Below are 22,439 nucleotides of genomic sequence, written 5' to 3'. Positions count from 1 at the left end.
AGACGTTTGCATCATGAATATTTCGTCCTATGATAGAAGAAGATTTACAAGAAAAGGAGAAGTCTCCATTGAGGCTACTCAGAGAGCAAGCTGGACTAACACGCCCTCAAGTCAAAGAAAAAATCGGAATTTCCGAGCGAAGACAAGCTGACTGGGAATTAGGCAAGGCTCTGCCTAACGCTGAAAACATACTTGCTATGGCTAACCTGTACCAGGTTTCTCTAAAAACTATGTTTGAGCTTTTAGGATTAGACGTAACCACAATTCCCGATGACTTACCAAGTCGTGAGCCCTCGCCCAAGGACAACTAACCCGCAGGGGTTCGGAAAAGTCTAGGGAAAGGGGCTTGAGTCATGCACCCAAGCCCGGAAAATACGCTTGGCTATGCAGGCATAATGGGTAGAAACTACCAATAAGGCAGCTTGCTAAACCAAAGCGTTTCCACCGTGCGGCTAAAGCAGCGGCCTTTCTGTTGTCTCTATCTTAAACAACCTTAGTTGTAATTTATCAGTTTGTCAACAACTTTGGTTGTGAAATTTTATGATATGCCCAGAAATAAACAAACTCAAGAGTCGAAAAATATACCAGCACTGCAAATCTTGCGGGAGGCTGTTGGTTTATCCCAATCGGCCTTAGCAAAACAAATTCCCGACAAAACCCGCACAAAAACCCTAAGTCAGCAAGCCATTAGCAAATGGGAACGAGGATTAGACGAGCCCGAACTGACAATTGCTCAAATGAAAGCTCTTTGCAAAGCTCTGGGAAAAACGCTTAACGATTTACCGAACGACTTAGGCCCACCAAATCCCGACTGACAGCTTTTGTTGCTTGATTCTAATTAGACCAACCTAAAAAAGCAGATTATATCCCCGACTTTTTGAAGAAGTCGGGCATATATAGCCTTTCTCAAAAAGATGAGGTATCACTTACAGCTTATATAACCCTAAACTAAGAGGGCTGAAGCCCAACTACATACCTCATCTTTCTGAGAACCGCTATAACAAGCAAGTTATAAAGAGGATATTAAAGTAGGATTTGGTATTACTTACGGAGAACTGAAGTGATAATCACCGTGATAGTGGCGCTTGCAATCAAAGTGAAAGCAAGTTGCACCACCCATTGGGTAGCTTTCTGGTAGTTATCGAACTTGTCATTGAATCTGTCGGTTTTGTCATTAGTTTTCTCAACATCAGTTGATAATTTCTCAACTTCTGCCGATAGCTTGTCTAGCTTTTCAATAACATCGGCTAGCGTCGGCTCGTTACTTGCAGTAGTTGTCATTGCCGCTTCCTAAAACTAACAATCATCACCTACAATTATATCCTAATTTTAATAGGAATTGAGATTATCGCTCAATCGGTGACTTTCCCTCTCAGAGCTTTAATCTGCCCTCGCTTGGTTTTGCTGTCGAGACGCTTGCGCTGGGAACTACGAGTTGCTTTGCTGGGTTTGCGCGGTTTCGGTATGACGATCGCACTTTTAATCAGTTCTTGCAGCCGTCTCAAAGCCTCCTCCCGGTTTTGTTCTTGGCTGCGGTGTTCCTGCGCTTTGATGACAATCACACCTTCGGAGGTAATGCGGTTGTCGTTGATTTGCAATAAACGCTGCTTGTAGCGATCGGGCAATGAGGAAGCACCGATATCAAAGCGCAGGTGAATAGCACTCGCCACCTTATTTACATTTTGTCCCCCCGCGCCTTGAGAGCGAATTGCACTAATCTCGATTTCGCCATCTGGAATGAACACAGTGTTAGAAATTTGTAGCATGATTTATTTATAATTATTAGCGGTGAGTATAAATTCAATTAGTTTTTTTCTATCCCATAACTCTACGTCGTTAGATTGAGCAAGATTGCAAGCGTTTTCTGTAAATCTGTTGTTGGTGATGACTCTTCCTTTATTTCCCTTGTAATGTCTGACGGCTCCTGCTACTTCTTGAACTGCTTTAATCCCAACTGGGTTTTTGCTTCTTTTTGCTTGAACCACCGTTTTTAAGCCATCTTTGTACAAAATTAAATCAGCTCCATAATCTTGACTATCTTGAGTTAAAGTAACACTATAACCCAAATTTTTAAAATGGATCTCTAGAAATCTTTCAAACTCTTTTCCACTTATTTCATCCACTTCCAGAATACCGCTCTCTAATAAACGTTTTCTTAACTCTTCTTCTTTCAATGTATCAAATACCGATACCGCAATATCACCGATAACGGCAGCGGCTCTTACTATAAAAAACTTCATAAAATTACATTTATTTTAAAGCAGTAGTTATAATTGTACCAGATTTGCTCAGTACAGGCTCAACTACAAATCGACCTATGCCATCATCAGGAGTTCAATACTTAATTATCAATGCCCTGGAAACTCTCGACTTGCTAATCTGGAGAATATATGATGAAGAAAATGGCTTTTGGTACATCGAAACCCCTAGTCTAGTTTTACCAAGGGCTGCTATACTACAAAGTGGCGAGATTGTTCGTATAGACGAGCTTGAAGAGTATGACGAAACCGCATGATATCAGAAGACAACAAGACCGGAGATTAGGAGAATTAATGGCGATCGCCCGTCAGCGATTCCTCGATGCAGGCGGCGATCCCCGACACCCGCCATCAGGTTTAAAAGGCGATGATTACATGACAGACGCAGAAAGACAAGAAGCACTGACGATCGCCCGATCGCTCTTTAACGACGAATATATTAAAACCTATCTCAAAAACAAACGTCAAAACAATTTGCAACCCCATATAAATTCGTAAGGTGGGGGGGGCAGAAGATCGCCCTACACAGCTTAGGTGCTTAGGTTGCACTCAAGTTCAATAACAAGACAGTCAAGATTTGGCGGTGCGATTAAAAGGTGTAAAATTTACTCAGGCACAATAAATCACGCAAGCAATATCAATGGATGAAGAGGAGGGAGTCAAACTTGCACCGGGTTGCATCAAAATAATCGGCAATCTTGTTAACATGAAAGATGAGATTATCGGCGATGCAATTCGACAACGTGGAGGCGGTCAAGGTCAGATTTCACAACTCCGAACAGATTATTGTAATCTCACAGTTGGTGCATTAGCAAATCTGGCAACAGAGGGAGATGAAGAGGCAAGAAAAGCAATTAAAATGCTTAAACAAGCAAGGAAAAAGCGTGACAAATATGGGAATAGATGAATTTCCAATAGGACAAACTCTGACAGCAGTTTCCGTTCTTGAATACAAAGAATATGGTGGCGATATATTGTCTCTCGATAAAGTTCAACTTGTTTTTCAAGATACAACCGTTACGCTGCTGCCAATTTCTGATACTGACGAGGTAGAGATATTACTAGAAACTGCTACAGTTCCGGATGTGGCAGATACTCCATTTTGGTGTGAGTCTTTTATTGGTAAAAAGCTGATGACGGTGTGGGTATGCGACAACGACCAAGGCTATCGAGATCAAGTAATTTTTGCCTTTGAATATCTACATCCTAGCATAACTTTTGTTGCTGAATGTTCATCTCTGCGAGTGTTTCTATGCGAGCCTGTTTACCGGGTTAAATCTGTTACAGACTTGCAGTACAGTCAAGTATTTTGATACAGGTTCAATTCGTAAGGTGCGCGGGGCGCACCCTACACGGATGAGGCGCGTCTGACGCACCCTACACCCAATTAATCAGTAGTACCAGTTTGCAGCGACTCTTTAGCAGCCTGAGTCCACTCAGAGTGGAAGAACTCGCCGCGCGGTTTGTCAGTGCGCTCGTAGGTGTGAGCCCCGAAATAATCCCGCTGAGCTTGCGTGAGGTTTTGCGGCAATCTTTCGCGCCGGTAGCTGTCGAAATAATCCAGCGATGCGCTAAAAGCCGGTACAGCGATACCTAGCAGGCTAGCCGTAGACAACACTTCCCGCCAAGCTGATTGGCGATCGAGAATGGTCTGTTTGAACTCCGGCGCTAACAGCAAATTCGGCAGCGCCGGATCGTCATTGAAAGCTTTTTTAATCTTGTCCAAAAACCCAGCCCGAATGATACAGCCGCCCTTCCAAATTCGGGAAATTTCGCTCAAACTCAACTCGTAACCGTAAGACTTCGAGGCCGCGCTCAAAAGTGCCATGCCTTGCGCGTAGGAGCAAATCTTCGAGCAGTAAAGTGCATCCCGAACTTTGTTCACAAACTCTTTAGGATCGCCTTCATACTTGGCGGTAGGCCCGGTTAGTTCTTGGGAAGCTTTGACGCGCTCTGCTTTATAAGAAGACATGATTCTCGCATTCACAGCAGCGATAATTGTGGGAATGCTCACGCCCAATTCCAAAGCACTCATTACAGTCCAGCGGCCGGTACCTTTTTGACCGGCTGCGTCCATAATTACCTCAACTAAGGGATGCTTAGTTTCCGGGTCAATGTACTTGAAAATATTAGCCGTAATTTCAATCAAAAACGAGTTGAGCTCGTCTGTGGTATTCCATTCGGCAAAAACTTCCTGCAACTGCTGGCCGTTCAATCCACCAACGTTTTTGAGCAAATCGTAGGCTTCAGCAATGAGCTGCATATCCCCGTACTCAATGCCGTTGTGAACCATCTTCACGTAGTGGCCAGCGCCACCGGGGCCGATGAATGTGACGCAGGGGCCGTCATCTACTTGAGCCGCAATTTTGGTGAGAATTGGCTCTAGTAGACCGTAAGCAGTGCGGGTGCCACCGGGCATCAAACTAGCACCGTTGAGCGCGCCTTCTTCGCCGCCGCTGATGCCCATGCCGACAAATCCCAGTCCCATCGATTCTAAATCTTTGGTGCGGCGTTCGGTGTCGTCGTAGAGCGAGTTGCCGCCGTCAATAATCATGTCGCCCGGTGACAGCATGGGTTTGAGCTGGTCGATGACTGCATCTACGGGTTTGCCAGCTTGCACCATAACTAAGATGCGGCGCGGGGTTTCTAGGGCATCGACGAATTCTGTCAGAGTCTTGGTGGCTACAATGTTTTTGCCGGGGGCGCGTTTTGCCATGAACTCGTCGGTTTTGGCTGCTGTGCGGTTGTATACAGCTACGGAGAAGCCTCTGCTTTCGACGTTCAGGGCTAGGTTTTCGCCCATCACTGCTAGACCGATTAAACCAAAATTTTGCTTTGTCATGCTAATAACCCGCTGGTTGTTCCCGCTTGAGGATTGATTTGGGAAAGAGGAAAGCGAGGCGGGGTGTACCGCTTTCCGGTGGACTAAAAGTATTGGACAATAGACCTAGGAGGTTTAGGTTTATTTTTATATTGTAAGAATTGCTGTTTGGTAAATCAGTAGGGTTTTTTTAAGATTTAAGGGATATTAATCACACGGACAGGAGATGATAAGGCAGGTATTATGTCGATCGCAGTAACGATAGATACAAACAAGCGGACATTTTGGGTAAAAGTTAGGAGACTGTACTATGGAAGATTTGCAGTATCTCGCGGCATGGGTGAAGGAGCAACACGCTCGCGAGTATATTTTGACTTGGCTGCTGAGCCAGCCGGGACTGTGGTGGTCTGATGGGGAAATTTATCAGGCTGTTTTGCAAAAGTCGGGAAAGCTTTTGAAGGCTTACGTTCAAAAAAGGCAAGCTGGAGAGTTATTTGAGGGGATTTCTGAGAAGTTGGTGGGAGATGATAATTGGGATGATTTGGCGGCGAGTTTAGCGCGAATTGTTGCTGTTTATCAACAGGAATTATCGCATTTGCAAGAGCGCGATCGCAAGGGGGAGGGGGTAAAAAAAAATTTGAATAGCAAGCCGTTAACTGGCGATTCTTTGTCGGTTTTGGAAGTGCAGCAAGCTTTGCCCGATCCTTATGCGGATACGCTGACGGGGAGATAATTTGCGATCGACTTTTCGGAGGCACAAGAATCCGAGAAACCCGGTTTCTTCCGATATCTCTCGTACTCAGCCGAAAATCTTCATAGAAACCCGGTTTCTCGCCACGCACCAAAATCTCAGAAACCGGGTTTCTTCCTAGATTTCTCGTACTCAGCAGAAAATTGTCGCAGAAACATAGAAACCGGGTTTCTTCCTGGCCAGCAAGAATTTACCCAAAAAAGTCATACTAAAAAAGGATTGATGTATAATTAAGTTAAGAGTTGGGATATAAACAAATGCAGCTAGAAGATTATTTTGAGTTTCTCGACCCCGATGATATCCGCATCAAAGGACATCGGATTGGCATCGACGACGTGATTAAATATTACTTGAGCGGGTATTCGCCAGAGCAAATTCTGGAAGAATTACCAAGTCTGAACTTTGAGAAAATTTACGCTAGTCTCACGTACTATCTGCACAATCGCAGACAGATGGATGCTTATATGTTGCGCTTGGCCCGGTGGCGGGAAGAACGTTATCAGGAATGGTTGGCTAAAGAACCTTCTGATGTAGTAAAACGTATGAGATTAATTAAAGCACAACGAGAACAGGAGTTACTAAGAATTCAGTGAAAACTCGTTTCTTAATAGATGAAAATTTGCCTAGTAAACTTAAGACTGCTGTTTTACTCCTGCAACCGGAAATAGATATTTTGCGGGTGGGTGATGTTGGTGCACCACCATTGGGAACTTTAGATCCAGATATTCTCACGTATTTGGTATCGTCTCAACGACTATTGGTGACGGATAATCGCAAAAGTATTCCGGGACACTTGGCAGACTACAGGGCGGCAGGAGGAGGACAAATGTGGGGACTTTTTTGGGTGCGTCCGAGTGCAAGTTTAGGCAGGTGGGCTGAGGAAATTGTGATGGTTTGGGAGACTTCTGAGGCTGAAGAATGGATCGATAAGTTGGATTGGATTCCATTGTAAAAAAGGTCGATCGCACGGTATCTCTGCTTTACCTCGAAGACTAGATCCCCCTAAATCCCCCTTCTTAAGGGGGACTTTGAATCAGACTTTTATCCCCTCGTTAAGAAGCGGGAATTTGTATTTAACTCTTGTCCCCCCCTTCTTAAGGGGGGCTAGGGGGGATCGAGACTTTGCCGCAAAACAGATAATCTCAATCTATCATAAATCTATCTCGCACCCTAATCCCAGAAACCGGGTTTCTTCCCTTATTTCTCGTACTCAGCCGAAAATCTTCGTAGAAACCCGGTTTCTCGCCACTGAGCGAATGAAATTAGATCGCGAATCCGTCGCTGGGTGGGGGCGGGTTTATATAAATTGTCGGTACTCATTAGGGATGGTTGGTGAACCCGCCCCTACGATAATTAGGGGAATAACACACGCCCAAACAGATGAGTTCAATCTATAATCAATCTATCGCAATTTAATTATGCTTTCACCCTTCAACCTTCCCCTAACTCCCCCATGAACTCCGATCGCCAACCAGCCTATCTCAACCTGATTAATCAACTGCTAACTTGTCCCACCGGCGAACAAGCGGAGATATTGAAAACTCACCCGGATTTGCTGGATGATGGCTTGGTGGCGGCAATGCTAGAAGAGGCAGATAATCTTAGGGAAAGAGGCGAACTAAATAATGCTAATCGGTTGATGAATTTTGCAGGGCTACTGCTTGAAATGAATGACAACACCTCAGTGGCAGTCACCCGAAAAGCAGAAGCAGACAGACTGTTAGAACAAGGAATACAGCAGCATAAAATAAGTCAATTTCGAGAAGCTTTGCAGTATTGGGAACAGGCATTAACTATTTATCGAGAAATCGAAAATCGCCAAGGAGAAGCTAAGTCCCTAGGCAATTTGGGCTTAGCTTACAAATCCCTAGGGCAATACAAGCAGGCGATAGAGTTTCACGAACAGTCTTTAGAGATTTCACGGGAAATAGGCGATCGCCAATGGGAAGCTGGTTCTCTTTGCAATTTGGGATTAGCTTACCAATCCCTAGGGAAATACCACAGGGTGATCGAATTTTACGAACAGTCTTTAGAGATTTCACGGGAAATAGGAGATCGCCAAGGAGAAGCCAATTCCCTCGGCAATTTGGGTAATGCTTACTATTCCCTAGGACAATTCCACAGGGCGATTGATTTTCACCAAGAGTTATTAGAGATTGCACGGGAAATGGGAAATTCCCAAGGAGAAGCCAATTCCCTCAATAATTTTGGCAATGCTTACTATTCCCTAGGGCAATACAAGCAGGCAATAGATTTTCACGAACAGTCTTTAGTGATTAAACGGGAAATAGGGGATCGCGATGGAGAAGCTGCTTCCCTTTGCAATTTGGGCAATGCTTACTATTCCCTAGGGGAATTCCACAGGGCGCTTGATTTTCTCGAACAGTCTTTAGAGATTTCGCGGGAAATCGGAAATCGCCAATGGGAAGCCAATTCCCTCAGCAGTTTGGGCAATGCTTACTATTCCCTAGGACAGTTCCACAGGGCGATCAAATTTCATGAACAGCAATTAAAGATTGTACAGAAAATCGGAAATCGTAAAGGAGAAGCTAATTCCCTTTGCAATTTGGGCAATGTTTACTATCAAATCAGCAATGGACTTAGAATCCGTTACACAAATGCTCCCAAATTTTTAGCATTCTTTATTAAAAAACCATTGAAATTATTTGAAATTTATTTTTTACAAGAAGCCGAAGCAAAACTCCGCGCCTCAATCATAATTTGGGAAACTCTGCGCTCGGAATTAGTCAACAATGACCACAAAGTATCAATATTTGAAACCCAAATATCTACCTATCGCCTCCTGCAACAAGTCCTAGTCGCCCAAAATAAATTTGACGAAGCCCTAGAAATCTCCGAAATGGGCCGTACCCGCGCCTTCGCAGAATTATTGCAACAAAACCTCTTAACAACCGACTTAGCAACCAACGAAGTCACAAATACATTATCAATTCCCAGAATCCAACAAATCGCCCAACAGAAAAACTCCACAATCGTTGAATATTCGATTATCGATTCAGACAACCTTTACATCTGGGTAATCCAACCAAACGGCAACATCACCCATCGCGCCGCCAACCTCGAACCCCTCAACGAACAAAACCAATCCCTCAAACAAATCATCCTCAAAACCCGCGTCTCCATCGGAGTCGATGAAACCGATGACGAAGGCAACGAAATTCAGATGGAACCCAATTCTAGTATAGAGACACAACGCCGCTTACTAAAATTACTCCATCAAATCCTGATCGAACCCATAGCCGATTTACTCCCAACCGACCCCGATTCCCTCGTCATCTTCATCCCCCACTACGAACTATTTTTAGTCCCCTTCACGGCCCTGCAATCCGCCAACAACCGCTACTTAATCGAAGACCATACCATCCTCACCGCCCCATCCATCCAAGTATTAGAACAAACCAGCCAACACCAACAAAACATCAAAGGATTGAGACAAGCCGCCCTAATAGTCGGCGATCCAACTATCGCCGCCAAATTCCAAGAAAACCCCTACGATCTCTCACAACTCCCCAGGGCAAAAGAAGCCGCAGAAGCCATCGCCACCATTTTACAAACCACAGCAATTAGTGGAGAAAATGCCACCAAAGCCGCCATTAAAGACCAAATGCTCAACACGCGCATCGTCCATTTATCCGCCCACGGACTCCTCGACGATTTCCAAGGTTCCGGCATTCCCGGCACGATTATTTTAGCTGCTTCAGGAGACGACGACGGCGCGCTGAATGCCGCCGAAATCCTGCAATTAAAACTCAATTCCGAACTCGTAGTATTAAGCGCTTGCAGCACGGGCCGCGGTACAATCACCGGAGATGGAGTCAACGGACTATCGCGCTGCTTCATCCTCGCCGGAGTACCGAGTATCATCGTCTCCCTGTGGAATATGGGAGCACCTTCAGCCAAGTTACTGATGATTGAATTTTACCAAAATTTAGCACGAGGCGATAACAGAGCAGCGGCATTGCGCCATGCTATGCTAACAACAAAGAAACGATTTTCCAGTCCGATCGCTTGGGCTGCGTTCACCTTAATCGGTGAAACCCAAAGTATATCATTAGAGACTCAACAAATAGATTTAAGGAGATTAGTAATGTCACTGCCCGATGATATTAAACCCCAACAGATTGTCGCTGCTTTGAGTAAGTTGTTAAAAATATCTGAGCCGGATCTATTTGCAGAACATTTATCCGCCCTTGAAGTTGGTTCTACAGATAATGTGAATATCGTAGCACAAAAAATTCGGGATTGGTGCGAAACCAGACCGCAAATAGAAGAGAATTTAGAGAACGAAATCGATCAAATGGGTGCGCGCGGCACTTCTTCCTATACCTCGGAAGAAACCGTGAACGATTTCGGAGAAACGTTGAAGGAAAATCAGACTAGATTGCGTTTGTCTTTGCAATCTGTTCCGGTGGTTAAAACGGATGATTCTGGGACGAAATCTTAGGAATTGCGTTTACCCAGAAGATAGCGGGCGATTGAAATCGCGCCTATACAAACGATGTCCGCCTCCGCGGACTAAGAGCGCACCCAAATTGTCGTAGAAACCCGGTTTTTTGACAATTTTCCAATCATCAATGCCGTAGGGGCGGGTTCACCAACCATCTATAATGATTACCGACAATTCACAAAAACCCGCCCCCACCCACCCAAAATTCCTGGTACAAAAGCGCCTGAAAATATCGGTTGGGAGGGGGCGGGTTTATTAAGATTGTTTGTGGGAGTTAGATATTGTTGGTGAACCCGCCCCTACCGAAATTTGGTTTATTTGACCGGATATAATATGAGTATATTCTCCAAGGTTGGATTATGAACGAACCACCGCAAATTAAAAATCCCAGCATCACTCTCTATCCTTTTCACCTGCGAAGTGACGGAGATGAAGGCTACCAAGAACCAGCCAAAAATGCCGAACACATCTGGCAAAACCTAGTCGATAATGTCGGGAAAAAGTTCGATTTCCCCGAACTCAAATCTCTGAAAGACAACCTCATCTGCTACAAAGATGGCAAGTATGACACAGCGGGCGAAAATGCGAACTTGAGCTATCAGAAATTAATTAAAAATGGCGAAACCTTAAATTTTCAGCCGCTTACTCAGCCAGATTCTCCTAAACTCTACGGCTCAATTGAGCCGATGAGAATTCACGATACCTACGCGGCAGATTTGACTTTTTACTATAATAATGCTACGATTTCAGTATATAATTTAAAGGAATTAAATCCCCAAGGTTGCCTGCTGCCGAATCAAATTCAAGCATCGATAGGACAGACTTTATTGCTGTATGCAGAGCCTGTTGTGTATGATGATTATCGCGTCCTGGCAGATAAATGCGTGCGTGCTTTTGTCGAAGAAGGCATCGAAACCGAATTAAAAATTACTGCGGCTGGAAGGTTGTTTGGTTATCCAATTTTTGAATATGATAATCCTGCCCAAAAGTGTCATATCTTAGTGTGGTTGCAACAAAATCCTGAAACTTCGCATCTGATAACAACAGATTTTAACTATTATTTGATGAATATACTTTGTGCTCGCAGTAAAATATTGTTTGTGTACAATCAGGCTACGGAAAGTTATCGCCTCGGACAAAAAATAGCCAACAAATTAGAAAAATTACTGCCCGAATTTAATCAAATAGAATCCGAACCAAATCGAGAATATAAACTCACCAAGTTAAAGAATTTGTTGGCTGCAATTTGCAGTCTAGTATTTGATTATGCTCAGGAATTGCGGTATTTGCAAGAATTTAGCACTACGATTGACATTAATGCTGACACTTATGGGAAAGCTTATGCTAGAATTAAAGCATTGTCTATTGAAGGCGATGATTTGCAGTTTTTGCGGAAGTTTCGGATTTTGTCCGATCGCAAATATCAAAGTCAAATCCAAAAATACTTAAACTATCTGATGGCGAATCAAGATTTTTTCCAGCAGACAATCTCGACTATTCGCGGGATGGTGGAAATCGAACAGGCGCAGTTGAGCCGGGAACAAGCAGAAAGGGAACATCAGCGCGATCGCCAACAAATAGAATTGTACCAGCAAAAGGAACAAGAGCAGAAAGAGCGCGATCTAGCTCAAATTACCACCGACAAGACAAACGAGGAGAATGAGAGAAAGCGCGATCGCCAACTTGAGAATATCATATTTTTTGTCGGAACTGCGATCGGCGGCGGCCAAATCTTTTCAGCCGCCTATCCCCTAATCAAGGATACACCGATTAAATGGCAACCCAATTTGTCCCTCCCGCTTCATCCCTTCACCGCGACGATTCTATGGAGTTTGGCTTTCGGTTTAGGATTTGGCTCGCTGATACTGGGTATCCTGCTGCTGGTAAGAAAAATATTGTCTAGGTAGCGGCAGATTCAACAATAATATTCCTGAATTTATGAATTAATTTGGACGGGCTAGAAGCCCATCCCACAATCTTTTTTCTTGTGGGATGGGCTTCTAGCCCGTCCCCAGCATTATTAATTTGGACGGGCTAGAAGCCCATCCCACCAACCATATAATTCTAAATGTAACTGCTAGCTTGACGGGTAAACATTGAATAGTAAATTTCGCCCAATTCTATCAATTCGTCGTGAGTTCCTATTTCTGCTATTTTACCGTTTTCCATGACGGCGATGCGATCGGCAATTTTGGCCAATCCCAATCTGTGGCTGATGACAATCGTTGTTTTCCCGACGGCGATTTGGCGGAAGATGCTGTAAATTTCGTGTTCTGTCTTGGGGTCGAGGGCGGCGGTTGGTTCGTCAAAAATTAGGACTTCGGCTGTAGAAAGCCGCATTAGGGCGCGGGCGATCGCAATTCTTTGCCACTGTCCCCCCGATAAGTCTATGCCATCTTCTAATTGTTTCCCCAACGGTGTCTCTAAACCTGCGGCAAGACTATTTACTTTTGCGCTAATTCCTGCTTCGGAAATGGCTTCGTTAATTGCGGTGTCATCTGAGAGTGAAAGCAAGTCGCCGAAACCGACGTTTTCGCGGACTGTGGAGGGGAAACGGGCGTAATCTTGCATGACTACGGCGATGCGCGATCGCACGTATGCTAGAGAGTACGATCGCAAATCTTTGCCGTTCCAGTCGATCGTACCGCTTGTCGGATCGTACAGGCGGCCGAGGAGTTTACCAAGGGTGGTTTTACCCGCGCCATTTTCACCAACAAGCACTAGCATTTCACCCGGATTAATGGTTAAGTTGATATCTTCAACCGTGCTTTTATTGCTGCCGGGATAGCAGAAAGATAGATGCTTAATCTCAATGCCAATTTTATCTTTTGTGGCACGGGCATCTTGCCCGTGACTTGGTAATTGACTTGTGGCACGGGCATCTTGCCCGTGACTTGGTAATTGACTTGTGGCACGGGCATCTTGCCCGTGACTTGGTAAACTAGGCAGGCGAGATGCCACATCCACAAGCGGAGACTGCAATTCTGGTTTAAGTTCCAAAAGTTGAAAAATCGGACTAACGCTGAGAGAGATATCGTACAAATTCGTATAATTGCCAATCAGCAATTCCAAACTTTGCTCGACTTGGACAATCAAACCCGAATAAAGCGCCAAATCCCCCAAAGTATAGCGCCCTCCCAAAGCTCCCATTACCACATAAACAAATGGCAAAGCTACTCCTACTCTACTAAACAATGACCAGAAAAGTACAACAATTGCTCCTTTTTTTCGGATGCGTTGCATCTCGCTAAAAAACTGCAAAAACTGACCCTGCCAGCGTTTGAGCCAAAGTTCCTGCAAGCCAAATAAACGCAATTCTTTAGCGTATTCTTCGCCCGTCAATACTCTAGCGGATAAGTTCATCTCGCGGCTGATTTTAGCTTGCTTTCTTTGAACTCTCCAGATGATTCGGCTATATTTTCTTTGAATGTAAATTGACGGAGATGATGAAATCAACATCAGGAGTGGCACCCACCAAGCTATGGTAGCAGCAAGGCTAATAGATGGAATAAATATAAAAATTCCCGTGATGGTCATGCTGAGGGTAAATGCTAGTTGCTGTATTTTGGATACTCCGGTTTTTGCGAGTTCTACAATATTTAATAGTTCGGGGTTTTCAAATAGGGCGATATCGTCGAAATTAGCGACTTTTTCGAGGACTTTTCCTTCAACAAAGCCTTGAACGCGATCGCGCAAAGATGTCGCTGCAAAAGAGCTCATTGTTTCGAGGGAGTCGCCGATTAACTTGAGACTTAAGACACCGCCAATACTCCACAGCAATATTGGGTGGGAAAGCATCAAAGCAAAGGGCTGTGCTGTTTGGGTTTGCGATAGCAACCGAGATACTTCATCAATGATTAATTTATCTAAAAAAAGCACGGCAGACGGGGCAGCACCGCGAATGATGTTGAGTAATATTAAATTGCGGAGTTCAATTGGTGCGGCTTTGATTATCAGGCCGAGGCTGCGCCACAAAGCTTGGAATGTGGTAATTTGGATGGGTTGCATTATTTGTTGTTATGGATAACTGTTCACTTAATTATTCAATATTTTTTTCTATTGGCATAAATAGCTATATTTAGCGAGCGTTAAAGGGAATTTATTGGTGTTTTTTTGGGAACTCTTTTCCCGGCTACTAGCTGAAAATAATATTATAGCTTTGAAATTAGGAGCCTGCACAGAAATTATATCGTTGACGTTAAAATAAGCGTTACTGGTTCGATCTTTTGGACTGTGAGTTCTTATTCTGAATGATGCGAACTGAAGTCCTCACTACAAACCTGTTTGATTGTGATGCTTACACCAAGGATACTACGACACAGCAGTGCTGTATCCCTACGGGTATCGCTGATAAAATTGCTTAAAATGTCAAGCGCCGCACCGTACCGTCATCGGTAAATCGCTGTTCCCCAATCCCAACAACTTCTACCGTAACTTCGCGCTCTAAAATCAAAAATTGACCCTCGCGCGCGGCAATTTCAACAATGGTTTTATCACCTTCCAAATACACCTTGTAATTAGTCGTTGCCCCGACACCTTTTTCATGCTCAAAACTGTGTCCGTCATCCTCATAAAGCGTCCATTCACCAGTTCCGGGCCAAATTCGCATTTTTAATGACTCAAGCGGTTCTTCGCTCACAAATTGCCTCACAGGTTCCATCGCAATTATGCCCCCGCCCCGCACGTAAAGCGGCATTCTTTCCAAAGGTGCATCAGCCAAAATGTGCGTCGGGCCCTGATAGCATTCGCCCGTCCACCAATCAAACCAAGTCCCCTCCGGCAAATACACGGCGCGATGCTCAACTCCCGGGCGGTAAACAGGTGCAGCCATCAGCGACGGGCCCAGCAACACTCGATCGTAAAGGTGGTAAAGTTGTGCGATCGCGCGGAAAGTGATACAGTAGCGGTCGCAAAATCGGCGTTCCCGCCGTCGCAGCTTCCCAAAACAAAGTGTAAATGTAGGGCAACAACTGATAGCGCAAATTGTTGATTTTTAATATTTTATAGCTTTATTATTATACATTTGTTTGCTAATTCTGGCAATCTTTTTCTATCATTCAACACTTCTGGCTGAAAAGATGTCCAGCTTAGGGCAACTTGTAGCGGTTGTGGCTCATGAAATTAATAATCCAGTTAACTTCATCCACGGCAACCTAAGATACCTTGAGGAATATTCTCAAAATCTGCTGAATATCGTGCAACTTTACCAGCATCACTACCCCAATGCGGTTGCTGAAATTCAAGTGCAGGAAGATGCAATTGATCTATATTTTTTGCAAAAATATTTAGTCAAAATTCTGAACTCTATGAAGTTTGGGACAGAACGCATTCGGAACATTCTGCTGTCCCTCCGCAATTTTTCCCGCACCGACGAAGTTGATATTAAACCAGTAAACATCCATGAAGGACTCGACAGCACTCTGATGATTTTGCAACACCGCCTCAAAGCTAGCTCAGAAAGACCGTCCATTGAGGTGATTAAAGACTACGCTTCTCTTGCGATCGCCGATAACGGTTCCGGGATACCGAAAGAGATCGGGCAGCGCATTTTCGACCCTTTCTTCACAACTAAACCTGTTGGCAAAGGAACCGGAATGGGGATGTCGATCGGCTATCAAATTGTTACTGAAAAACATGGGGGCAAGCTGGAGTGTTTCTCTACTCAGGGTGAGGGAACAGAGTTTGCGATCAAAATTCCTGTTCGACAGAAATTTGACCGCGCTAGCTAATACGAAAAATAGTTTTAAATTTTGAGTTTTGAGTTGTGAGTTTGAAATTAAAGAGTTAACAAGTTTTTACTTCATTAATAAATCAAAAACCTCTGGGTGCGCCCGCGCACCTTACCCCTACCTACAGTTTGTAGGGTGCGTAAAGCGCACCTCCCCCTTACTTATAGCGGGTTAAAGGATTTGTTGGTCTGAGTTTTGAAGAAAGGACGATCGCAGAAACAGTCGATCGCCTGTATAGTAATATTTGGCAGTTGCTAGTCGGTTGCGAAACTTGCGGGCGATCGCTTTGACTTAAGTACGCGGACGCAAATAAACATTATTATGTCCTCCGCAAGGAACGAAGCTTTTCCCTTGTATGAGCGATTGCTGGATTTCTATCTGCTGTTTCCTTAAACTTTAACGATTTTTGAGCGCCTTGAAATACTACAGCCAACATCCTAACGCTTTCTCGATCGACTACCTCAACGACTTGCGAGGAGCAATTCAAGCGTCCCCTTATCTAGCAATCAACAACCTCAACCGCGATTTCATTGGCACAAAAGGGTTTTCCGTGGTGTTTCAACGTTCGCAAATCACCGAAGTAGAGCGCAGGTTTCCCTTGTTCAAACCCTATCTAGACCGAGCATTACAGCCTGAATGCAATGCTTTTTACCTCAACCCCCTGCTGCTGGGTGAAGGTTCCCGCGTCGATCCGCATATCGATCGATCTTTGCGATCGTACTGCAAAACTGTTGAACCTCCCGCAGCCGTCAGCGTTTTGTACGTGCAAGTGCCGCCGAACTTGCAAGGGGGAGAGTTGATACTGCGGCGCAACAAACAGCAAGTCGGACTCATTAAGCCGCAAGCAAACTCCCTGGTCTATTTTCAAGGAGATTTGACTCACTCTGTCAACGCTGTTAAAAGTACCGGAACTCGTTTGAGTTTGGTTTGCGAACAGTACAGTTTGAGCGAAACACAATTGCAAGATATTCCCGGATTTACGGTGGAGTCTAGGGCCGTGAAAGCAAAAATTAAATAAGGTTTATTGGATAATTGATATCTAGTCATGTAAATTAACCACAATACTTGTAGGAACGGGTTTCACCAACAATCTTTCATTCACATCCACAATATCTATAAACCCGCGCCGACTCGATCGACAAAATTTTATAACTGACAATTCAACGGACATGATATGACAGGTAAACTTCGGCAAGGAAGTTAGTAGAGTGCGTAAGCTTTGAGCCGTGAGTTATTGATAAAACAACGCGCTGCTGACGCACCCTACTACTGATTTTTACCCGCTCAGCTTCGCCGAAGGGAGCCTTCTGCACGTGCGGATCGCCCCCAGTTTCAGCGAGCATGGCGTCGTGTTAAACTGAAATCCTGCGGTTGTCTGCTATCAGTGCGATCGACCGTTCAGAAAAAAACTTATTTTTTGTAGCTGGCGATACATTTATTTCGTTAATGATTGTTTAGACTCTCCAAGTGTAGATTGTGTACTATCCATAATTCTCCAAAACTCTAAACAAGTGTGTTGTTTGCTGGACTGCAATTTATCGATCGCAAAACAGTCAGTAACTCAGGGCTAAAGCCACTGAGCTTGTAAGAGAAATCAAGCAAGCTGTACTGACCAGCTATCGCCTTAACTGGCTACGTTATTTTGGTCATGACACCCTGGGATGCGAAGCTAGTCCCTTGCTCTGTCGCTAGTAGTTAAACAGTCTTAAGGTCACTGAGGCAGTGCTGCTAGCCTAACAAGCCTTTATAACATTGACCGACAAGCTAACATTACCCCGCAAGGGAGATCGAGGCAACCATACCTCACCAGAGGGGCAACCATACCCCTCTACCCCGCAAGGGGATTCAAGGCGATTGAAATCGCCTGGTCGCTTTCCTCTCAGGACTAAAGTCTCTGAGCTTCCCACTTACCGAGCTTTTTTTGTGAAAAACCCTAAATAGATCGGCACAAAATTTTTCAGCTTACCCGGGGTTAAAGATTAGGTACTAAATCTGTACAATGTTGACATCTATAATATTGACGCAAGTTTAGTACGCGCTCTTGTCATCTATTGTTTTGCTAATAACCGAAATCCAACCGCATCTGAAACTGGATAGTCATCAACATGATGGCAAAGCGATCGCACATCGCTATAATTACCATAATTAAGATTGGTTTGTAGTAAGGACTTTAGTCCTTATGGGAAAACAATAAAGAGGGCAAACGTCCTCACTAACAACCGGCTTTTCCTAAGCCGGATCTTTTCAAAACTACTCGTCTCACAATCCCCATAAAAATAACCATGAGTGGAAACGAATCGCGCGTTCAAGCAATTTCTCAAATCGTCAACCGCAAACTGATGCCTGCCAGGCCTCCCAAGCGGCTAGAAGATATGTGGGCAACAGACGTTTTTAGTCTGAGCAAGATGCAAGAATGTCTGCCCAAAAGCATTTTCAAATCAGTAAAAAATACCGTTCAAACCGGCAAAAAACTCGACGAATCAGTAGCTGATGTAGTTGCAGTAGCCATGAAAGATTGGGCTATTTCCAAAGGAGCCCTGTACTACGCCCACGTATTTTACCCGCTCACCAACAGCACCGCCGAAAAACACGACGGTTTCATCTCAGTCCAAGGCGACGGCTCAGTCATCTCAGAATTTGCCGGCAAAGTTCTCGTACAAGGCGAACCCGATGGCTCGTCATTCCCCAACGGCGGCATCCGTTCCACCGCCGCCGCTCGCGGATACACAGCCTGGGATGTCACCAGCCCCGCCTACGTCATGGAAACAGACAACGGCATGACATTGTGCATTCCCACTGTTTTCATCTCCTGGACAGGCGAAGCCTTAGACAAGAAAACGCCGCTTTTGCGTTCCATTGCCGCAATGAACAAAGCAGCAACCCGCGTTTTGAAACTATTAGGAAACACCGAAGTTGCTCCGGTAAACTCCAGTTGCGGTGCCGAACAAGAATACTTCCTGATAGATGCCAATTTTGCCAACAATCGCCCGGACTTAATGTTAGCAGGTCGCACCCTGTTTGGCAAACCTCCAGCTAAAGGTCAGCAATTTGACGACCACTATTTTGGAGCAATTCCAGAACGAGTTCAAGTTTTCATGCAGGAAGTAGAAGAAAGAATGTACCGCCTGGGCATTCCTGCCAAAACTCGCCACAACGAAGTAGCTCCCGGTCAATTTGAAATTGCACCATTTTTTGAATCAGCAAACGTCGCCAGCGACCACCAACAATTAACCATGACAATTCTTCGCAACACAGCGAAGAAACACGGTTTTATGTGCTTGCTGCACGAAAAGCCTTTCGCCGGCATTAACGGTTCCGGCAAGCACGTCAATTGGTCTGTTGGAAATGCCACACAAGGAAACTTATTAGACCCCGGCGATACACCGCACTCTAACGTGCAGTTCCTAGTTTTCTGCGGCGCTGTAATTCGCGGCGTTCACAAATACGGCCCGCTGTTGCGCGCGGTAGTTGCGACTGCCAGCAACGACCACCGACTGGGTGCAAATGAGGCTCCCCCAGCGATTATCTCTGTCTATTTGGGTTCGCAATTAGAAGATATCTTCGGGCAAATTAGCCGGGGAGAAATTAAGGACTCTCAAGATAGAGGAATTATGAACTTAGGCGTAGAAACACTGCCTACTTTCATGAAGGATGCCGGCGACAGAAACCGGACTTCGCCCTTTGCCTTTACTGGAAACCGCTTTGAGTTCCGTGCAGTAGGTTCCGGTCAGTCTGTCTCCGGGCCGCTGGTGGCGATGAACACAATTCTCGCAGATTCTTTGGACTGGGTTGCTAACAAATTAGAAAGCGATTTGGCTAACGGAACTGAACTTCATGCTGCCATCCAAACACTCCTGAAAGAAGTGATGGACGAGCACGGTGCGGTGGTATTCGGCGGCAACGGCTATTCTGAAGAATGGCACAAAATGGCGGTTGAGGAACGCGGTTTAGCAAATTTGCGGACTACTGCGGATGCTTTGCCGGTGTTGAAGGAAGGATACATCGAAGACTTGTTTGAAAAGACAGGTGTTCTGACTCCCGTTGAATTGGAAAGCCGTTACGATGTCTATGCAGAGCAGTATTTGCTGGCAATTGAAGTCGAAGCAAAACTGGTAGTCAGCATGGCAAAAACCATGATTTATCCGGCAGCAGTCAGCTATTTGTCGGATCTTTCCAACACAATTGCTGGTTTGAAAGAGATTGGCATTGACCTAGAAAAAGAAACTGCTCAAACAGTAGCCACCCTGGTTAAATCGATGATGGATTGTGCGACCAAGTTGAGCGCTGCTTTGATCGAGCACGATTTTGCTTCGACAGAAAAGCATATGCAGTATGCTTCGCAAACAATTCGTCCTTTGATGGATGAAGTTCGCAAGTATGCGGATGCTTTGGAAGGTGAAATTGCTGATGATTTGTGGCCTCTGCCTACTTATCAGGAAATGCTGTTTGTTAAGTAATCGGAAATTTGGTTAATTTCTGGTGAGATTTGTAGGGACACAGCACTGCTGTGTCCTTTCACCAAAAAACGAGAGGGAAGCCCCTGGCTTTAGACATGAGGAGGAACTCGGTAGCAGTTTCAACCGCCTTCAATTTTTTTTGTATTGGTTGTTTTGTATGCATACTTTACCCTGGAATTGCGAATACTATGCTAATATAAACCAAGGAGGAAAACAGAATGTATGGATGCCAGCAAAATCTAATCAGTCCAGGCAAAGACTTGAAAGCAGTCTTAGAATTCCTGTGTAGTGAAGCCTCTAAATTAATCAATTGTGGAGTTTACTATTCCCGACAACTCTTCTTCTAGACAGGGATGGTTCCAAATAGAGCTAAGCTACACAAGGTATTAGGAACGGAAAATCAGAACATCCACTACAAAGCTTTTTATTCAGATACCGCACAGCAGATATTGACTAGCGTTGCTGAATCTTTCAAGTCCTATTTGGGATTACTGACTGGACTCAAAGAAGGAACAGTGACGCAACGTCCAAGAGTGCCTGGATACAGACAAGGTGGATTAGCGTTGGTTACATTTACAGGTAGATCGGTCAAATTAAAAGATGGAATGTTACGATTTCCATTAGGGAGCAAAGTTAAAGCTTGGTTTGGAATAGATTCGTTCTATCTGACCATGCCATCTAACTTAAATCATTCTGCTATTCAGGAGTACAGGATCTTACCCAGAAACGGATGTTTTTATCTGGAATTGGTTTACCAAAAAGAAGCTGTCCAATCCGATGTGAACGTTGATTCTGTGTTGATGATCGATCATGGGATGGACAACTGGATAACTTGTGTTAGCAATATTGGGACTTCATTCATCGTAGACGGAAGACATCTAAAGTCTATCAACCAAGGTTACAACAAACGAGTGGCAACCTTGATGTCTGGAAAAGACAACGGATTCTGGTCTAAAAGACTGGAACGGCTGACCGAAAACAGAAATAGAACAATGCGGGATGCGGTTAATAAAGCTGCTCGTAAGGTCATCAATCATTGTGTATCGTCCAAGATTGGTACAGTCATATTTGGATGGAACAAAAATCAGAAAAATTCGATCAACCTAGGTACAAAGACGAATCAAAAATTTGTTCAAATTCCCACGGGTAGGTTAAAAGATCGAATTGCTCAACTGTGCGAACAGTATGGAATCAAATTTGTAGAAACTGAAGAATCCTATACATCAAAAACTTCGTTTATTGATGGTGACGAACTGCCTAAATTCGGTGCAAAACCCGAAGGGTGGAAAGCTTCTGGAACAAGAATTAAACGTGGATTATATCGGACGGCGAAGGGGTGGCTAATTAATGCAGATTGCAATGGCTGTGCAAACATTGGTCGCAAAGTAGCAACAATACTTGGACTCGATCTAAGTGGAGTTGGTAGGGGTGATTTGTCAGCACCTGTAAGACTTAAATTATGGTCTTATGAATCCCCGTCCCTTTAGGGCTGGGGAGTTGTCAAGTTATTGGTGAGAATTGTATTTTGAGCAACGCCTTATATCAAGTTCGGTTAATTGCTTATAAGAACCGGGCGAGCGGGTTTATGAGATTGTCAGTTTTAGGCAATTATTATTGGTGAACCCGCCTACAAAAATTATATCTATTTAACGGAACCTGATATTACAGCCCCAATCCAGCATATTTTAGCGCTCCCGGCAAACAGGCACTGCTCGCCTCGATCGCTGCGGAACTCGATCCGTTGTATTGTAAGCTACAAGCGTTACTTGACCTCGATCGTCCATCACCCAACCTCCAGCAGGAATAACTGCCTTTGGCTGAATTTCTCTTTCTGCCTTTGTACCCTGTACATTCTGACTTCCACCGACGGGTGGTTCCACCCAATTAAACTGAGCAGAATCGCTACTGAGCGCATCATTAGGATTCGCCGGTACTCCTCCTTTACCAGTAATATT

22 protein-coding genes are annotated in these 22,439 nt (G+C 44.6%); 14 read left to right on the top strand and 8 right to left on the bottom strand.

Annotated elements, in window-relative coordinates; genetic code table 11:
- Positions 1-29 precede the first annotated feature (29 nt).
- Together QUB70_RS23470 and QUB70_RS23465 are read left to right on the top strand one after the other, a co-directional pair.
- A complete protein-coding gene (locus QUB70_RS23470; protein WP_332983739.1) occupies positions 30-311 on the top strand; it encodes a helix-turn-helix domain-containing protein in 282 nt (93 codons plus the stop codon).
- Between the two features lie 234 nt (positions 312-545).
- Complete coding sequence (locus QUB70_RS23465) at positions 546-815, top strand: helix-turn-helix transcriptional regulator (protein WP_332983738.1); 270 nt, start codon at positions 546-548, stop codon at positions 813-815.
- A 226-nt stretch (positions 816-1,041) separates the two neighbouring features.
- Here the strand turns inward: QUB70_RS23465 and QUB70_RS23460 are convergent, their stop codons facing one another.
- From QUB70_RS23460 to QUB70_RS23450, 3 genes are all read right to left on the bottom strand, one after another.
- Complete coding sequence (locus QUB70_RS23460) at positions 1,042-1,281, bottom strand: hypothetical protein (RefSeq protein ID WP_332983737.1); 240 nt, start codon at positions 1,279-1,281, stop codon at positions 1,042-1,044.
- A 71-nt stretch (positions 1,282-1,352) separates the two neighbouring features.
- Positions 1,353-1,766: an alternative ribosome rescue aminoacyl-tRNA hydrolase ArfB gene (arfB, locus tag QUB70_RS23455; RefSeq protein ID WP_332983735.1), complete on the bottom strand. Its 414-nt coding sequence runs from the start codon at positions 1,764-1,766 to the stop codon at positions 1,353-1,355.
- Between the two features lie 3 nt (positions 1,767-1,769).
- Entirely contained in the window at positions 1,770-2,240 is a 471-nt protein-coding gene (locus QUB70_RS23450; protein ID WP_332983734.1) for a restriction endonuclease, read from the bottom strand.
- A 258-nt stretch (positions 2,241-2,498) separates the two neighbouring features.
- Between QUB70_RS23450 and QUB70_RS23445 the strand changes: the two genes are divergently transcribed.
- The 3 genes from QUB70_RS23445 to QUB70_RS23435 all read left to right on the top strand — a co-directional run bounded on the left by QUB70_RS23445 (position 2,499) and on the right by QUB70_RS23435 (position 3,571).
- A complete protein-coding gene (locus QUB70_RS23445; RefSeq protein WP_332983732.1) occupies positions 2,499-2,756 on the top strand; it encodes a hypothetical protein in 258 nt (85 codons plus the stop codon).
- Between the two features lie 142 nt (positions 2,757-2,898).
- Positions 2,899-3,165, top strand: coding sequence for a hypothetical protein (locus QUB70_RS23440; RefSeq protein WP_332983731.1), 267 nt, complete (start codon positions 2,899-2,901; stop codon positions 3,163-3,165).
- The gene (locus QUB70_RS23435) at positions 3,152-3,571 is read left to right on the top strand and encodes a DUF6334 family protein (RefSeq protein WP_332983730.1); all 420 of its coding nucleotides are present in this window, start codon (positions 3,152-3,154) and stop codon (positions 3,569-3,571) included. The genes QUB70_RS23440 and QUB70_RS23435 overlap by 14 nt, the downstream gene beginning before the upstream one ends.
- A gap of 74 nt (positions 3,572-3,645) precedes the next feature.
- Here the strand turns inward: QUB70_RS23435 and gnd are convergent, their stop codons facing one another.
- Complete coding sequence (gene gnd, locus QUB70_RS23430) at positions 3,646-5,100, bottom strand: decarboxylating NADP(+)-dependent phosphogluconate dehydrogenase (RefSeq protein ID WP_332983729.1); 1,455 nt, start codon at positions 5,098-5,100, stop codon at positions 3,646-3,648.
- 289 nt (positions 5,101-5,389) lie between these two features.
- Here gnd and QUB70_RS23425 point away from each other — a divergent pair, with 289 nt between their 5' ends.
- The 5 genes from QUB70_RS23425 to QUB70_RS23405 all read left to right on the top strand — a co-directional run bounded on the left by QUB70_RS23425 (position 5,390) and on the right by QUB70_RS23405 (position 12,205).
- Entirely contained in the window at positions 5,390-5,812 is a 423-nt protein-coding gene (locus QUB70_RS23425; protein WP_332983728.1) for a hypothetical protein, read from the top strand.
- Positions 5,813-6,087: 275 nt separating this feature from the next.
- Positions 6,088-6,423, top strand: a complete 336-nt coding sequence (locus QUB70_RS23420; protein ID WP_332983727.1) for a DUF433 domain-containing protein — start codon at positions 6,088-6,090, stop codon at positions 6,421-6,423.
- Entirely contained in the window at positions 6,420-6,782 is a 363-nt protein-coding gene (locus tag QUB70_RS23415) for a DUF5615 family PIN-like protein (RefSeq protein ID WP_332983726.1), read from the top strand. Before QUB70_RS23420 ends, QUB70_RS23415 begins: the two co-directional genes overlap by 4 nt.
- 501 nt (positions 6,783-7,283) lie before the next feature.
- Entirely contained in the window at positions 7,284-10,295 is a 3,012-nt protein-coding gene (locus tag QUB70_RS23410; protein WP_332983725.1) for a CHAT domain-containing tetratricopeptide repeat protein, read from the top strand.
- Positions 10,296-10,657: 362 nt separating this feature from the next.
- The gene (locus QUB70_RS23405; RefSeq protein WP_332983724.1) at positions 10,658-12,205 is read left to right on the top strand and encodes a hypothetical protein; all 1,548 of its coding nucleotides are present in this window, start codon (positions 10,658-10,660) and stop codon (positions 12,203-12,205) included.
- Between the two features lie 157 nt (positions 12,206-12,362).
- On the opposite strand, the gene QUB70_RS23400 is transcribed toward QUB70_RS23405, so the two are convergent.
- The 3 genes from QUB70_RS23400 to QUB70_RS23390 all read right to left on the bottom strand — a co-directional run bounded on the left by QUB70_RS23400 (position 12,363) and on the right by QUB70_RS23390 (position 15,280).
- A complete protein-coding gene (locus QUB70_RS23400) occupies positions 12,363-14,306 on the bottom strand; it encodes an ABC transporter ATP-binding protein (protein ID WP_332983723.1) in 1,944 nt (647 codons plus the stop codon).
- A 352-nt stretch (positions 14,307-14,658) separates the two neighbouring features.
- Positions 14,659-15,129, bottom strand: coding sequence for a DUF5110 domain-containing protein (locus QUB70_RS23395; RefSeq protein ID WP_332983722.1), 471 nt, complete (start codon positions 15,127-15,129; stop codon positions 14,659-14,661).
- Positions 15,098-15,280: a hypothetical protein gene (locus QUB70_RS23390; protein ID WP_332983721.1), complete on the bottom strand. Its 183-nt coding sequence runs from the start codon at positions 15,278-15,280 to the stop codon at positions 15,098-15,100. Before QUB70_RS23390 ends, QUB70_RS23395 begins: the two co-directional genes overlap by 32 nt.
- Positions 15,281-15,376: 96 nt before the next feature.
- Here QUB70_RS23390 and QUB70_RS23385 point away from each other — a divergent pair, with 96 nt between their 5' ends.
- The 4 genes from QUB70_RS23385 (at position 15,377) to QUB70_RS23370 (ending at position 21,971) form a co-directional block, all read left to right on the top strand.
- The gene (locus tag QUB70_RS23385; protein WP_332983719.1) at positions 15,377-16,027 is read left to right on the top strand and encodes a sensor histidine kinase; all 651 of its coding nucleotides are present in this window, start codon (positions 15,377-15,379) and stop codon (positions 16,025-16,027) included.
- A 406-nt stretch (positions 16,028-16,433) separates the two neighbouring features.
- Positions 16,434-17,045, top strand: a complete 612-nt coding sequence (locus tag QUB70_RS23380; RefSeq protein WP_332983718.1) for a 2OG-Fe(II) oxygenase — start codon at positions 16,434-16,436, stop codon at positions 17,043-17,045.
- A 1,264-nt stretch (positions 17,046-18,309) separates the two neighbouring features.
- On the top strand, positions 18,310-20,484 hold the full coding sequence (locus QUB70_RS23375; protein ID WP_332983717.1) for a glutamine synthetase III family protein: 2,175 nt from the start codon (positions 18,310-18,312) through the stop codon (positions 20,482-20,484).
- A gap of 353 nt (positions 20,485-20,837) precedes the next feature.
- Positions 20,838-21,971, top strand: coding sequence for an RNA-guided endonuclease InsQ/TnpB family protein (locus QUB70_RS23370; protein ID WP_332983716.1), 1,134 nt, complete (start codon positions 20,838-20,840; stop codon positions 21,969-21,971).
- Positions 21,972-22,169: 198 nt separating this feature from the next.
- Here the strand turns inward: QUB70_RS23370 and QUB70_RS23365 are convergent.
- Positions 22,170-22,439, bottom strand: a 270-nt coding sequence (locus tag QUB70_RS23365; RefSeq protein WP_332983715.1) for a hypothetical protein, incomplete at its 5' end; no start/stop codon positions are given.

Source organism: Microcoleus sp. A003_D6 (assembly GCF_036702825.1).
In the GTDB taxonomy this organism is placed as follows: Bacteria; Cyanobacteriota; Cyanobacteriia; order Cyanobacteriales; family Microcoleaceae; genus Microcoleus.
The sequence above is the reverse complement of the archived record's forward strand: the minus strand, read 5'-3'. Positions and strand labels throughout refer to the sequence as shown.